The 13,432-nt window shown below is 66.8% G+C and carries 11 protein-coding genes; 5 read left to right on the top strand and 6 right to left on the bottom strand.

Annotation, left to right across the window (positions count from 1 at the left end; genetic code table 11):
- Positions 1 to 54: 54 nt before the first annotated feature.
- From BSZ14_RS04800 to BSZ14_RS04790, 3 genes are read right to left on the bottom strand one after another with little or no spacing between them, the layout of a single operon-like run.
- Positions 55 to 1,506: a TolC family protein gene (locus tag BSZ14_RS04800; RefSeq protein ID WP_083748100.1), complete on the bottom strand. Its 1,452-nt coding sequence runs from the start codon at positions 1,504 to 1,506 to the stop codon at positions 55 to 57.
- On the bottom strand, positions 1,503 to 2,579 hold the full coding sequence (locus tag BSZ14_RS04795) for an efflux RND transporter periplasmic adaptor subunit (protein WP_042490160.1): 1,077 nt from the start codon (positions 2,577 to 2,579) through the stop codon (positions 1,503 to 1,505). Before BSZ14_RS04795 ends, BSZ14_RS04800 begins: the two co-directional genes overlap by 4 nt.
- Complete coding sequence (locus BSZ14_RS04790) at positions 2,569 to 4,248, bottom strand: ABC transporter transmembrane domain-containing protein (protein WP_076710026.1); 1,680 nt, start codon at positions 4,246 to 4,248, stop codon at positions 2,569 to 2,571. Before BSZ14_RS04790 ends, BSZ14_RS04795 begins: the two co-directional genes overlap by 11 nt.
- Positions 4,249 to 4,446: 198 nt before the next feature.
- Between BSZ14_RS04790 and BSZ14_RS04785 the strand changes: the two genes are divergently transcribed.
- Positions 4,447 to 5,352, top strand: a complete 906-nt coding sequence (locus tag BSZ14_RS04785) for a hydrogen peroxide-inducible genes activator (protein ID WP_042490155.1) — start codon at positions 4,447 to 4,449, stop codon at positions 5,350 to 5,352.
- A gap of 293 nt (positions 5,353 to 5,645) precedes the next feature.
- Here BSZ14_RS04785 and BSZ14_RS04780 read toward each other — a convergent pair whose 3' ends face one another.
- Entirely contained in the window at positions 5,646 to 7,553 is a 1,908-nt protein-coding gene (locus tag BSZ14_RS04780) for a methyl-accepting chemotaxis protein (protein ID WP_076710064.1), read from the bottom strand.
- Between the two features lie 460 nt (positions 7,554 to 8,013).
- Complete coding sequence (locus tag BSZ14_RS04775) at positions 8,014 to 9,075, bottom strand: SDR family oxidoreductase (RefSeq protein ID WP_076710025.1); 1,062 nt, start codon at positions 9,073 to 9,075, stop codon at positions 8,014 to 8,016.
- A gap of 89 nt (positions 9,076 to 9,164) precedes the next feature.
- Here BSZ14_RS04775 and BSZ14_RS04770 point away from each other — a divergent pair, with 89 nt between their 5' ends.
- The 4 genes from BSZ14_RS04770 to BSZ14_RS04755 all read left to right on the top strand — a co-directional run bounded on the left by BSZ14_RS04770 (position 9,165) and on the right by BSZ14_RS04755 (position 12,411).
- On the top strand, positions 9,165 to 9,545 hold the full coding sequence (locus tag BSZ14_RS04770) for a winged helix-turn-helix transcriptional regulator (protein WP_042490216.1): 381 nt from the start codon (positions 9,165 to 9,167) through the stop codon (positions 9,543 to 9,545).
- Between the two features lie 45 nt (positions 9,546 to 9,590).
- Positions 9,591 to 9,863 (top strand): hypothetical protein, encoded by a 273-nt coding sequence (locus tag BSZ14_RS04765; RefSeq protein WP_042490151.1) that lies wholly within the window; start codon positions 9,591 to 9,593, stop codon positions 9,861 to 9,863.
- Between the two features lie 74 nt (positions 9,864 to 9,937).
- Positions 9,938 to 11,773: a cation:proton antiporter gene (locus tag BSZ14_RS04760; protein ID WP_076710024.1), complete on the top strand. Its 1,836-nt coding sequence runs from the start codon at positions 9,938 to 9,940 to the stop codon at positions 11,771 to 11,773.
- The gene (locus BSZ14_RS04755) at positions 11,770 to 12,411 is read left to right on the top strand and encodes an OmpA family protein (RefSeq protein ID WP_076710023.1); all 642 of its coding nucleotides are present in this window, start codon (positions 11,770 to 11,772) and stop codon (positions 12,409 to 12,411) included. Before BSZ14_RS04760 ends, BSZ14_RS04755 begins: the two co-directional genes overlap by 4 nt.
- A gap of 33 nt (positions 12,412 to 12,444) precedes the next feature.
- Here BSZ14_RS04755 and BSZ14_RS04750 read toward each other — a convergent pair whose 3' ends face one another.
- The gene (locus BSZ14_RS04750) at positions 12,445 to 13,419 is read right to left on the bottom strand and encodes a DUF6607 family protein (RefSeq protein WP_076710022.1); all 975 of its coding nucleotides are present in this window, start codon (positions 13,417 to 13,419) and stop codon (positions 12,445 to 12,447) included.
- Positions 13,420 to 13,432 lie beyond the last annotated feature (13 nt).

Genomic DNA, 13,432 nt, shown 5'->3' with positions numbered 1-13,432 from the left:
GCTGCTGACCGACATGCCCCTGTTGCGCCCCCCGCAGGGGGAGGAATGAATGTCCTACGGCTCCAGCCCCAGCGCCGTGCGGTCGGCGGTGGCGGCGGCCAGTTCGGCGCGGGCGGCCGCGATCCGGGCCTGGGCGTCGATCAGGCGGACGCGGGCGTCGTTCGCGGTTTCCTCGCGCTGGTTGACCAGGAAGAAGTCGCTCGACCCCAGCTCGAACCGACGCCGCTCGGCCGCTGCGAGCCGTTCGGCCAGCTGGCGTTCCTGCTCGGCGATGATGGCCAGCTTTTCGGCGGCATCGACGCCGATGGTGATCCCCTCGACCTCCACCGCGATCTGGTCGCGCAGAAAGCGGCTGCGCGCCGACAGCGCATCCATCTCGGCCTGCGCCTCGACCATGCGGCCCTTCGCCGCGCGGTTCTGGAGCGGCATCGAGAAGCGAAAGCCGACCGCCGCCTCCAGCGGCGTACGACTGGGGCCGCCGAGGCCGACCGGGCCGACATCCTTGCCCATCTCGCCGCGCAGGTCGAACCGGGGACGCAGGTCGTTCTGCGCCAGCGCCAGACGCGCCGATCCCTGGTCGATCCTTGCCAGCAGAACCTGCAGGTCGGGGCGGCGCTGTTCGAAATTCCGGCGCGCCGCCACCGCGACGCCGGACAGCGCCTCGGCCCCACCCGGCAGGCGTTCCGGCCCGACCTGTACCGGATCGCCCTCGGCATCGCGAAAATAGAGCGACAGGGCATTGGCCGCCGCCAGGAAATCTCCCTCGGCCCGCACCACCAGCGCCCGGCGGCGGACGACATTCTGGTCATTCTCGGCCAGCAGGATATCGGGCCGCGCGCCCAGCTCCACCTGACGGGCCAGTCCGCCGCGCCGATTGAGCGACAGGTCGAGCAGGTCGCGATACGCCCGCAGGCGCAGGCCCGCCGCAACCCAGTTCTGATAGGCGTCGACCGCGCGTCGCTGCACGCCGATCGCTACGGCTTCACGCTCGAACCTGGCGATGTCGATATCGCCCGAGGCCAGCGTGCGCTTCGTGCGGCGCTCGTCGACCAGCCGGTCGCGCAACAGCGAATAGAGCGCGCCGACCTTCACCTCGCCCAGGCGGTTGGTGTAATTCTGGTCCTCATAGACCGGGAAACTGCCCCGGCTGACCCGGTAGCCGCCATAGACATAGCCGCCATTGTTGCTCAGCGGGCGGTTGGCGCTCGCGGCGGCGACGGTGCCGTCATAATAGCCGAGTGTGCGCGAGCGACCTTCCGCTTCGAACACCGTGTCGAAGGCACCATCGGCGGTGATCGCCTTGCCCTCCGCCGATCGGATCCTGGCCAGGGCCTCGATGATCTGCGGTGCGGCGCGGGCGGAGGAGCGCAGCACCTCGTCCAGGGTCAGCGGCCCGGACTTGGGCATGGGCGCAGGACGCGGGTTGGCCTCGATCCGCTGCGCTGTGACGGGGGCGGACAGGGCCGGGACGGCGAGCGCGGAGATCAGCAGCAGCGAGCGCATCATTTCGGCTTGCCCGCCTTGGCCGCGATCTTCTTGTCATCGTCCTTCGCGCCCTTGTCGTCCTGCTTGTCATTCACCGTCTGGCCGAATTCCAGCGGGAAGTCGTTGAGCTGACGCCACAGTTCATAGCCGACCGTCACCGTCTCGCCCTGGACCCAGCCCTGCACCTTGCCGCCCAGCCGGACGAAGCGGCGCTCGGGCCAGGCGGGCTTGCCCGGCGCAGGCTCGACCAGGATGCGGAACAGCCCCTGCGCATTGGCATTGGGATCGATCGTGCGGACGCGACCGTCGAAAAAGCCATAGGCGATCGAGGGCCAGCCGCTGAACTGGATCGCGGGCCAGCCCTCGAACTCCAGACGCACCGGGCGACCGGGGCGCAGCAGCGGCACGTCGCGGCCGTCGATCAGCAATTCGACCGCGCGCTGCACCTCTTCCGGCGCGACCACCGCCAGCGCCGTGCCCGCCGAGACATAGGCACCGCCCGCCGCCGCGTTCAGATTCTGGATACGACCGGCGCGCGGGGCGCGGACCAGCTGCGCCGACTGGCGGTTCAGCTGCACGTCGATCCGGTTCAGCTTGGCCCGCGACTCCGCCAGCTTGGCGCCGGAGTCGGCGACCTTGATCTGCGCCTGTTCGTAATCGCGGCGCGAGGCCAGCCCCTCCGAATAGAGCTGGCGGGTGCGGTTGACGTCGATCTGGGCGACCGCCTGAGACTGGCGGACCGAGGCGATCTCAGCCTCCACCTGCGCGCGTTCGGCGGCAAGGCGGGAGAGCAGATTGGGATCGAGGTCGATGATCCGCGCGATCGGGTCGCCCTGCTTCACATGCTGGCCGTCATGGACATACCAGCGCTCGACCCGGCCGGGCACCAGCGCGGTCACGTCCTGCGCCCGGTCGGTGGGGTCGAGCGAGACGACCTGGCCGCGCCCCTGCGCGGTCTGCAGCCACGGCACGAAGAACAGGATGAAGATGACCGCCGCGATCCCGACCGTCAGGATCCAGGCGATGGCGACCGTGACCCGTGGCGGACGCAGCGACGAGAGGGTGCGGAAATGCGCGAGCTGATCAGGCGACATCGGCGTCCTCCCGGCGATAGGCGTTCTGAAGGTCGGCGAGCTGGTCGAAGCGGCGCTGTTCGGTCAGACCGAGATAGAGATAGCCGTCCAGTTGCATGTCCTCGGGGCGGCCGGTGCATAGCAGCACGGTCGTGCCATGCTCCCGCAACAGGCGCAGCGCGGCGCGAAGCCGTTCGGGCGGCAACAGGTCGTAGAGCTGGCCGAGCAGCAGCAGCTTGGGGCCGACCAGCAGCGCATTGGCGAGCTTGAGCGCCATCGTCTCGCCGACGCTCAGCGGATAGCCGGTCGAACCCAGCGGCGTGTCCAGCCCCTGTGGGAGGCTGGCCAGACGACGTTCCAGCCCGACCAGCGCCAGCGCCTCCATCGCCTTTTCGGCCAGCTCGCCCGAGGCGAGGCGCAGATATTCGCGGATCGTGACCTCGACGATGGTCGAGCGGTCGAGCACCGTCACGTCGGAGCGCAGGCGGTACATGTCGAACGAGCCCAGATCGGCATTGCCGATCCGCACCAGGCCGCGATCGGGCAGCGCGTGGCGCTTCAGCAGCATCGCCAGCAGACGCTCGGCCCCCGGCTCGGTCACGGTGACGAGCTGCTCCCCGGCCGCCAGCGTCAGGTTGTAGCGTGCGTCGTTGAACGCGACGTCGGTCAGCTTGACCGATCCGTCGCGCGGGCCGTTATCGCCGCGCACGGTCGGCTCCTGCGGGATGGCGAACAGCAGCGACAGCTCCTCGGAACTGGCGACCAGGTCGTAGAAGGTGTCGAGATACCAGCCGAATTGCGAGATGCCGTAGAAGACGCCCGACAGGATCAGCTCGGCCGCGACCAGCTGGCCCAGCGACAGCTGCCCGCGCAGGATCAGCATGCCGCCCAGCAGCAGCAATCCGGCGCTGGCAAAGGCGTAGATCAGCAGGAAGGCGATGGTCTGCGCGAACTGATAGCGGAAATAGCGGCGATGCGTGTCGACATAATTGGCGGTCATCGCCTCCGACCGGTTCATCGCGAAGTCGAGATGGCGCAGCGACTTGTAGAAGCCGTTCGACCCGCCGACGCTCTCCAGCCAGCGGGCGGCATTGTGCTTGGCATGGCTGAGTGCCACCGCCCCGCTGATCGCGCCGCGCCGCCACAGCATCCACACCAGCAGAAGGGCCGCGACCAGCACCACGTTGAAGGCCAGGAAGACCGGGTGGTAGAAGCTGGTGATGGTCAGACCGATCGCCGCCTGGAGCATGATGGTGAAGGCGCCGATGACCAGGCTGGGCACCGATTTCTGGACGACCACCAGGTCGAAATAGCGGTTGAACAGGTCGCCGCGATTGCCATCGGCGAAGAACGGGTCCTGCGCATGGACCGCCCGGACCGTCACTTCGGCGACGACGCGCGAGAAGAGGCGACGCTCGAACGCCGCCATGATCCACACCCTGAGCGCGCTGAGCCCGGCGACCATCAGCAACAGCATCAGCAGCACGCCCGACAGCGCCCAGAGCGGGGCGGGCATGGCGGTATTGGCGACGCTGTTGATCAGCAACTGGACCGAGATGGGCGTCGCCAGCGCCAGCAGGCTGATCGCGATGGTGTAGACGATGCCAAGACGGACATAGGCCGAATCAGGCCCTATGATTTGCGACAGCCAGCCCACCGCATCCCGAAAACCCAATCGCTGTCCCGCCAAAACGCGCCCCTTTTTCCGTATCCTGGCCGAGCCGGAGCGGGCAGCCGACGGCCACCGTCACTCCGCAGCACTCTCATGTTCCCCTCCATGAAAGGTACGCTTCGGCTTGATCCTAGTGAAATTGGTGTAACGACATATCATGGCGGTGGCCAATCGGAATTGCCGTGCCCAGGGTATAGAAAGCCGCTATAGGATCCTATGCTTACCCTGCGTCAGCTCGAATATCTCGTCACGATCGCGGACACGGGGTCCTTCGCGCTGGCGGCGCGGGTCGCCAATGTCTCGCAGCCGACGCTCAGCCAGCAGGTCCGCACGCTGGAGGAGCGGCTGGGCGCCAGACTGCTGGAGCGCAGTGCGACGGGCGCGATCCTGACGCCGATAGGGCGTAGTATCGTGGCGACGGCGCGACGCATGTTGAGCGACGCCAGCGATATCGTGGCGCTGGCGGCGGGTTCGTCCGACAGCCTGACCGGCACGCTGAAGCTGGGGACGACGCCGACGCTGGGGCCGTATCTCCTTTCGCCGATCATCGCCGAACTGCACCGTATGGCCCCGCGCCTGCGCCTGCATGTGCGCGAGGGGATACCCGACGAACAGATACGCGAGCTGTCGCGCGGCGATATCGACGTGCTGCTCGGCCCGCTGCCCATGACGGGCGACGACCTGACCGTCGAGCCGCTGTTCCGCGAGCCGCTGCATCTGGTCGCGGCGCTCGACCACCCCATCGATGCCGCCATCGAAGCGGATCGCGACATGCTCACCGGTAGTTCGCTGCTGACTCTGGACCCGCGTCATCATCTGGCGCGCCAGGCGGCCGAGGTCGCGGACCATTATGGCATGACCATCGCGCCGGACTATTACGGGACCAGCCTGGAAAGCCTGCACCAGATGGTCGCCAGCGGGCTGGGCCTGACGCTGTTGCCCAGCCTGTATCTTCGATCGGAAGTGGGCGGGGCGGCGGGATTGAAGATCCTGCCCGTCCAGGGCTGGCGCACCCATCGGTCGATCGCCATCGCCTGGCGCCGCCAGTCGCCGATGAGCGCGGCGTTCAAGCTGATCGCCGATCATGTGCAGGGATGTGCGCGGACGTTGCTGGCGGGGTGAGGGGGGCGATCGCGAATTCGCATCGACGGCCCCTCTCCCCTCCGCGAGGGGCGAGGCGGAGAAGGGCATAAGTGCGTGTCGATCGGCCCGGTATTACCCTGCGACTGGGGCTTTCCGAGAACAATTCTCCTGAGGAAGGCATTGCAGTCATTCGCCTTCCCCATTCCCGCACGCCACCCCGGCGGAGGCCGGGGTCCAGTCGCGGGACGACTTGCGTCATCTGCGAGCGCTGACCCAACTGGATCCCGGCCTCCGCCGGGATGGTGCGCGCGCGTGGTGCAGGCGCTTGCCCCTTAGGCGGCGCGGCCGAAATCGGCGTCTTCACCGTCCGGGCCGCCGGTCGACATGTCCAGCGCGAAGCCGCGGATGCGCGCCTGCTGGTCGGCGACCATGTTGGTCCGCGCGGCGGGCTTGGTCTTTTTGGCGGGCGCAGGGTTCCGCGCCGGGGCGGGCGTCCGGCCTGCGCGGTGCATGTCGCTGTCGATGCGGAAGAAGGCGATATTTTCCTCCAGTTCCTCGGCCTGGCTGGCGAGTTCCTCGGAGGTCGCGGAAATCTGCTCGGAGGCGGCGGCGTTCTGCTGCGTGACCTGATCGAGCTGCTGGATCGCGGCGTTGATCTGGGTGGCGCCGATATCCTGTTCGCGGCACGCGGCGCTGATCTCGGCGACCAGTTCGGCGGTGCGGCGGATGTCGGGGACGAGCGAACCAAGCATCTCCCCGGCCTGTTGCGCCGCCGCCACCGTGTCGGAGGACATGCCGCTGATCTCACCCGCTGCAATCTGGCTCCGTTCGGCCAGCTTGCGCACCTCGGCGGCCACGACCGCAAAGCCGCGACCATGTTCGCCAGCCCGCGCCGCCTCGACCGCGGCGTTCAGCGCGAGCAGATCGGTCTGGCGGGCGATTTCCTGCACGATGGTGATCTTCTCGGCGATGGTGCGCATCGCGCCGACGGCCTTCTGCACCGCCGCGCCGCTGATCTCGGCATCCTGCGAGGACTGGCGGGCGATTTTTTCGGTCTGACTGGCATTGTCGGCATTCTGTTTGATGTTCGCCGCCATCTGCTCCATCGAGGCGGAGGCTTCCTCAGCAGCGGCCGCCTGTTCGGTCGCACCCTGCGACATCTGCTCCGATGACGAGGACAGTTGCTGGCTACCCGCGGCGACATTCTTGGCGGCCAGCGTGGCGTCGCCGACGACACCGCGCAGCCGCTCGATCATCATGACCAGCGCCTGGCCCAGCGAGTCCCGGTCCGACAGCGGCCGGTGGCTGACGGTCAGGTCACCGCCCGCGATCGTCTCCGCCAGTTCCGCCGACTTGCGCAGGTTGGTGGTCATGCGGATCAGGGCATGACCCAGAAGGTCCTTGTCCGACAGCGCTTGGTGATCGATGCTCAGGTCGCCCTCGGCAATGGTGTCGGCCAGCCGCGCGCTCCGGCGCAGATTGGCGGTCATGTGATTCACCGTATCGACCAGATCCTTGATCTCGTCATTGGTGGCGACCGTCACCTCCTGTTCGATATCGCCGATCGCCACCGCCTGGATCGCGATCGAGATCTTCTTCAGGCCCTGCGACACGATCCGTGCGATCCAGACCGCACCGACCAGCGCGATCAGCAGGGCCAGGCCCGAGATGACAAGCAGCGTGTTGCGCGCGCTGCTGTAGATGGCGTCGGCATTCTGCCGGGCGGTATCCATGTCTGCCTTGGCATTCTGGACGAGTTGCAGCGTCCCTTCGCTGATCTTGCTCGCCAATTCGCGCGATTTCGTCATGGACAGCGCACCGGCTTCCTCATTGTGATTGGCAAGGCCGAGGCGGCGGACCGTGTCATTGACGGGCGACCAGGCGGCATAGTCATTGCTGATTTTGGCCCAGATCGGTCGGCCCGCCGGCGTGGCGGTCGCCAGGCCCGCTTCGATCAGCGACGTTATGTCCGAGCGAGCCCGCATCAGGTCGCCGTCGAACATCCGCATCTGTTGATCCTCGGAGGAAAGCGCGAGATTCTTTTCCATGCGGACCGCGTAGCTGATGCGCTCGTTCAGCGTTTCCGCCCGGTCCAGCCGAGCCGCCGGACCAGTGATGATCGCGGTGGTGACGCTGTTCATTTCGTTCAGTTTCGAGGCGGCAAGGGCCGCCATGCCCAGCAACAAGGCAAGCACGATGGCGAATGTCGCGCCCAGCTTCAGTTTGATTGTGGCCCGCATGATGTTTCCCGCGTTTTTGACATTGATCCGGATCAAGATCGCCGCGAATCACACGGGAATTTCTAAGACTTTATAAAGCGGCGTGACCGTGATCCGTCACATTTTGCCCACGTAAGGCGGCAATCGCGGCGGCTTGCCGGTCCCATTTCGGATAGGCAAAAGTGGACTTAGATTGGCTATCCTTTGGTATAAGTGGCGGCAAGCGATCGATAAAATCGCCACGACCCGGCATCATCGGATGATAACGTTATCATGAATGGGGAGCGGCTTTCCTGGCGATATGACCCATTGATCGTCTGACAGCGTCATCCGGAATTTTTTTTGCCTACCGTCTGTCGTCCGGCCGAAACGGACGAGTGGTGCCCGCCGGAAAGGGCGGGGGCGGCGACTCACATCGCACAGCCCCCGCCGCCGGGCAGCCTTTCGCGGCCGCGCCCAGGGCCTCGGATCGCGCCCTGCCTTATGGAATGAGGCGGTCGGCACGGAGCCGCGTGAACAGGGCGAAGAAGGCATCGTCGGTCGGCTGATAGCCGGTGAAGCCCAGGCGACGGCTCTTGGACATGTCGGTCACCACCTCGATCGGACGGCCCAGATCGGCATCGGTGTGCCAAGGCGAGGCGAGGCGGTTCAGATCGGGTTCGGCCAGCCCTTCACGCGCGGCGATCTCGCGCCACAATGCGGCGTCGTTCGCCATCTGCTGCTCCAGCGGCCGCACGATGCCGTCGAACGGTGCGGCCTCGACGCCGAACCAGTCGGCGATGCGGCCCCACATCCACTGCCATCGGAAGACGTCGCCATTGACGACGTTGAACGCCTCGTCATGCGCCGCCTCGGTCTCCGCCGCCCAGAGCAGATGGCGCGCGAGCTGCCCGGCATCGGTCATGTCGGTCAGCCCCGACCATTGCGCGGCCGAGCCGGGAAAGGTGAAGGGCCGCCCCGTCTCTCGGCACAGCGTCGCATAGACCGCCAGCGTCGTGCCCATGTTCATCGCGTTGCCGACCGCCAGCCCGATCACGGTATGCGGGCGGTGAACGCTCCAGGTGAAGCCGTCGCGCGCCGCTGCGGCGAACACCTCGTCCTCCTGCGCATAATAGAAATTCTCGACGTCCAGCCGCCCCTGTTCCTCGCGGAACGGCGTCTGCGGCAGCGTGCCTTTGCCATAAGCCTCGAACGGCCCGAGATAATGTTTGAGGCCGGTGACCAGCGCGACATGGCGCGGGCCGGTGGGTTTGGGCAGTCCGTCGAGCAGGTTGCGGACCATGGCGGCGTTGACCCGGATATTCTCCGCCTCGCTGTCCTGCCGCAGCCAGGTCGTGATGAAGACCGCATCGGGCTTCACGTCGCGCAGCGCCGCCGCGGTCGCATCGCGGTCCTGAAGATCGGCCGCGACCGGCTGAACACCCGCCTGTCCGGTGGGTCGGCGGGCCAGGCCGTGAACCGTCCAGCCCTGCTCCACCAGCAGCGCCGCCGTCGCGCTGCCGACGATCCCGCTCGCGCCCACCACCAATGCCGTCTTCGCCATGAAAGCCTCCTTTGTCAGGGACTTTAGCTGGGGGCGGGTGGACAGCGGTTCCAGACGGCACCATCTGGTGCCCAGGCCTGGAGATGATGATGCAGCCGGGAACGCCGGATGAAGAATGGCGGGAGGATTGTGCCCCGCGCCGCGTGCTGGAACTGTTCGCGACCAAGTGGACCAGCATGGTGCTGCACACGCTGCACGCCCGTCACGGCGGCGTCGCGCGGACGGGCGTCCTCCAGCGCAGCCTGCCGGGCATCTCGAAGAAGATGCTGACCCAGACGCTGCGCGACATGGAGGGCAGCGGGCTGCTGACCCGCCACGTCCAAAGCACCATGCCGCCGATGGTCGAATACCGGCTGAGCGATCTGGGCCAACGCTTCGTCGAGCCGGTCGAGCTGTTGTACGGCTGGGGGCGCGACAATGCCGATGCGCTGGACCGGCTGGCGCCGCGTCCGCGTTCGCGCCGGGCCTGACCGCCGACTTGCCTCGAACCGGGATCGGGGCCAGTTTGCGGGGCGATGGAGAAAGCAGAGACATCCGACGATTATGCGCGCGGGCGACGCGACGGCCTGCGGCTGGCGCTGTCGATCCTGGAGGCGGAGGAGGCCAAGTGGGAGGCGCTGCTCGGCGAAAGCCCGTCGTGGCGAACCAATGCCACCCGCTCGATCCGGCACAAGGCCTATCAGGTCGCGCGCAAGCGGGTGCAGACGGCGCTCAACCGGCTGCTCCCCAAAGGCGAAACCACCCTGCCGGTCGAGATCGCGACGATGATCGAGCGGGTCGGACTCTAGCTCGCGGGCTTGAGGACGGGTGGATATAGTGGGGACGCGGTTACCTTTGGGCAGCCCATGAGTTACACGGCACCATGGAACAACAAGCACTTGTTTTCGCGCTGATCGGTGTTCTGGGGATCGGCGCGCAGTGGATTGCGTGGCGTACGGGATGGCCCGCCATCGCGCTGATGCTGGCGGCGGGCGTCATCGCCGGGCCGATCACCGGCCTCATCATTCCCGAACATACCTTTGGCGATCTGCTGGAGCCGATGATCTCGGTGGCGGTCGCACTGATCCTGTTCGAGGGGGGCTTGAGCCTCAATTTCCGCGAGCTGCGCAAGACGGAAGGGGCCGTCACGCGATTGATGATGATCGGCATCCCGCTGGGCTGGGTGCTGGGGTCGCTGGCCTGTTATTATGTCGCGGGGCTGGTGTGGCCGGTGGCGATCCTGTTCGCCGGTATCCTCGTCGTGACGGGGCCGACCGTCGTCATCCCGCTGCTGCGCCAGAGCAATATCGCGGCCCGCCCGCGTGCGATCCTGAAATGGGAAGCGATCGTCAACGATCCGTTCGGTGCGCTGTGCGCCGTCATCACCTATGAATATCTGCGCCGCGTCGACGAGGGCGGTACGCTGGCCTCGGTCGTCATCGCGCTGCTGGGTGCCGCGGTGGTATCAGGGCTGATCGGCTATGGCATGGCGCGCGCCATCGCCTGGGCCTTTCCGCGCGGCCATGTGCCCGAATATCTCAAAGCCCCGGTGCTGCTGGTGGCGGTGATCGGCACCTTCGTCCTGTCCAACCTGATCCAGCAGGAAACCGGGCTGCTGGCGGTGACGGTCATGGGCATCGCGATCGCCAATATGCGCCTGGACTCGCTGCGCGACATTCATCCGTTCAAGGAGAATGTAACGGTCCTGCTGATCTCCGGCGTGTTCGTCCTGCTCTCCGCGTCACTGGATTTCGAGGTGCTGCGCCTGTTCGAATGGCGCTTCGCCGCCTTCCTTCTCGCGCTGCTGTTCCTGGTGCGCCCGGCGACGGTGCTGATCGCGCTGGCCTTCAGCAAGCTGCCCTGGAACGAGCGGCTGCTGATCGCCTGGATCGCACCGCGCGGTGTCGTTGCGGTGGCGGTATCCGGCCTGTTTGCGCTGCGCCTCGACCAGCTGGGCTATGGCAACGGCAATATCCTCGTCACCCTGTCCTTTGCGGTGGTGGTCGCGACGATCGTCGCGCATGGCTTCAGCATCCGCCATGTCGCGCGCTGGCTGAAGGTGACGGGGGCGACGCAGAAGGGGCTGCTAATCGTCGGCAGCACGCCGTGGAGCATCTCGCTCGCCCGCCAGATCCAGTCGCTGGGCCTGCCCGTGATGATCGTCGACACCAGCTGGCAGCGCCTGTCCGGCGCACGTCAGGCGGGGATCGAGACCTATCATGGCGAGATCCTGGCCGAGACGACCGAGGAGCGGCTCGACCTCACCCAGTTCCAGGTGCTGGTCGCGACGACCGAAAACGAGGCGTATAATGCGCTGGTCTGTAGCGAATTCGCGCACGATATCGGCCGGGACTCGGTCTATCAGCTCGGCGGCAGCGGCGACCATGAGGATCATCGCCGCCTGCCCGAAGCCCTTCGCGGCCGCGCGATGTTCACCGCCGGGCACGGTGTCGAGGACATTCTGCGGCGCGAGGCGGCGGGCTGGACCTTCCGCAAGACGCGGATCAGCGAGCAGTTCAAGTTCGACCATGCCCGGTCGATCCTGCCGGACGAGGCCGACATGCTGCTCGTGCTGCGCAAGGACGGTGTCATCCGCTTCTTCACCCATGCTGCCCGGCCGATGCCGCAAAATGGCGACATCGTCGTGTCCTATGGCCCCTCGCGCCATGGCGATCCGGACGCTAATCAGGTCTTTGAAACGGGAGAGGTCATCGCATGACGATACCGACAGGGAACATCAAGGCCGCGCGCGCCTTCGCGACGGTCCTGATCGGGCTGGGCATCACCGCCTGTCAGCCGAGCCGCGAACCGGCCGCGAACGAAGTCGCCGAAGCCCCGGCCAATGTCGAGGCCGAGAGCAACATGGCCATGACGGGCAACGCTGCGGCGGCGGAACCGGAAGAGAGCAAGAAGTCGATCATCCGTCCGGATGTCGAACCGTCGCCCACCCCGACACCGCCCGCCGAGCCGGTCGAACTGACCGTTCCCTTCCCGGCCAAGGGTGCTCAGCCCGATCCGGAGGGGATGGCCTTGCTCGACAGGCTGGTCGCCGATCCCGTGTTCGCGCTGGGCGGGCCGATCACCATCTGGGGGCATAGCGACTCCTCCGGCTCGGACGCGTCCAACCTCATCGCCTCGCGCAAGCGGGCCGAGGCGGCGCGGGACTATCTGGTCCAGAAGGGCGTCGCGGCGGAGCGGATCACCGTCATCGCGCTGGGCGAGGCACGGCCGATCGCCCCCAACCGCAAGCTCGACGGATCGGACGACCCCGAGGGGCGCGACAAGAACCGCCGGGTCGAGATCAAGGTGGACCTGCCCAGGGCCGCACCGGCGGCGGAGGGCGGCGATCCTTCCTGATCGGGGACCCGATCACCGTCGCGCCCCTGCTGGTCAACCGATCTTTCCGGTGTTCCGATCGATCAGCGCGGTCGCCTCTGCCGTTCCGGCCGCGCTGGTGATCTTGCCCGACCGGATGTCGTCGGCGATGGTCAGCAGGCGGCCGCTGATAACCGTCCCGGTTTCCGCCTGTTCCTCGACCGCGATGCCGCCCTTCGTATCGGCTACCCGGCTCCAGGCCGCCCGCACGGCGGCCCAGTAATCCTTCGTCTTTACCCAATAATCGTCGGCCGCCTTCCCATCGAAGCCGTCGAAGCGTTCATAGGTATTGAGCACCGATTCCTGGACGATGGGGACGAGCCTGCCGTCCTTCAGGCCCATCTTCATATTGTCCTGCCAATGCACCCAGCCGGTCGGCGTCGGCTGGTGCCGATTGATCGCATAATAGCGGTCATAGACCGGGTGCCGGACGGCATCGCGGCGGGCCAATGGGCGCCAGGTCCAGTTGGATCGCCAGCGGCGGACACCGCCTTGCGTCTCGAACCGGCCCCATCCGGCATAACGCGGGCTGTCGTCGACCTGGTAGACGGTCTGCGACCAGCGCCCGGCGCGCATCCGTTCGGGTACGGCCTCCCACACCCATTGGCCCTGACCGGCATAGACCAGCACGCGCGTGGGCTGGTAATCCCAGTCCTGTCGCCAATGCTTGATGACATGGGTCTTGCCGTCATGCTCGACGACCAGCAGATGCTGGAGCGCGATATGGTCGGGCGTGTCCTCGATCACGCGGACCACCTCGTTCCCGCCCGAGATCTTGCGGTCGAGGGGCGTGTAGCCCACCGCCCAGGGGGTCGTTTCCTGCATGTCGAAACGCACCTTATAGTGTCCGGCCATCGCCAGGATGTCGGCGCGATCGGCGGCCTTGGCGGCCTGTGCCTCGGCGGCGGTCTGTCGGAGCGGACCATCGGCCAGGGCGGGGACGGGCAGCAGCGCAAGCGCCGCGACGATCAGCATCGAACGGTTCTTCATCGGATAACCCCTT

It is taken from the genome of Sphingomonas sp. Sph1(2015) (assembly GCF_001970915.1).
In the GTDB taxonomy this organism is placed as follows: Bacteria; Pseudomonadota; Alphaproteobacteria; order Sphingomonadales; family Sphingomonadaceae; genus Sphingomonas; species Sphingomonas parapaucimobilis.
This window is presented reverse-complemented; position numbering and strand designations above follow the sequence as displayed.

Coding starts and splice junctions, on each gene's coding strand:
- BSZ14_RS04800 (WP_083748100.1), bottom strand. CDS start 1,506: ATGATGCGCTCGCTGCTGCTGATCTCCGCGCTCGCCGTCCCGGCCCTG.
- BSZ14_RS04780 (WP_076710064.1), bottom strand. CDS start 7,553: ATGCGGGCCACAATCAAACTGAAGCTGGGCGCGACATTCGCCATCGTG.
- BSZ14_RS04775 (WP_076710025.1), bottom strand. CDS start 9,075: ATGGCGAAGACGGCATTGGTGGTGGGCGCGAGCGGGATCGTCGGCAGC.
- BSZ14_RS04755 (WP_076710023.1), top strand. CDS start 11,770: ATGACGATACCGACAGGGAACATCAAGGCCGCGCGCGCCTTCGCGACG.
- BSZ14_RS04795 (WP_042490160.1), bottom strand. CDS start 2,579: ATGTCGCCTGATCAGCTCGCGCATTTCCGCACCCTCTCGTCGCTGCGT.
- BSZ14_RS04770 (WP_042490216.1), top strand. CDS start 9,165: ATGCAGCCGGGAACGCCGGATGAAGAATGGCGGGAGGATTGTGCCCCG.
- BSZ14_RS04750 (WP_076710022.1), bottom strand. CDS start 13,419: ATGAAGAACCGTTCGATGCTGATCGTCGCGGCGCTTGCGCTGCTGCCC.
- BSZ14_RS04760 (WP_076710024.1), top strand. CDS start 9,938: ATGGAACAACAAGCACTTGTTTTCGCGCTGATCGGTGTTCTGGGGATC.
- BSZ14_RS04785 (WP_042490155.1), top strand. CDS start 4,447: ATGCTTACCCTGCGTCAGCTCGAATATCTCGTCACGATCGCGGACACG.
- BSZ14_RS04765 (WP_042490151.1), top strand. CDS start 9,591: ATGGAGAAAGCAGAGACATCCGACGATTATGCGCGCGGGCGACGCGAC.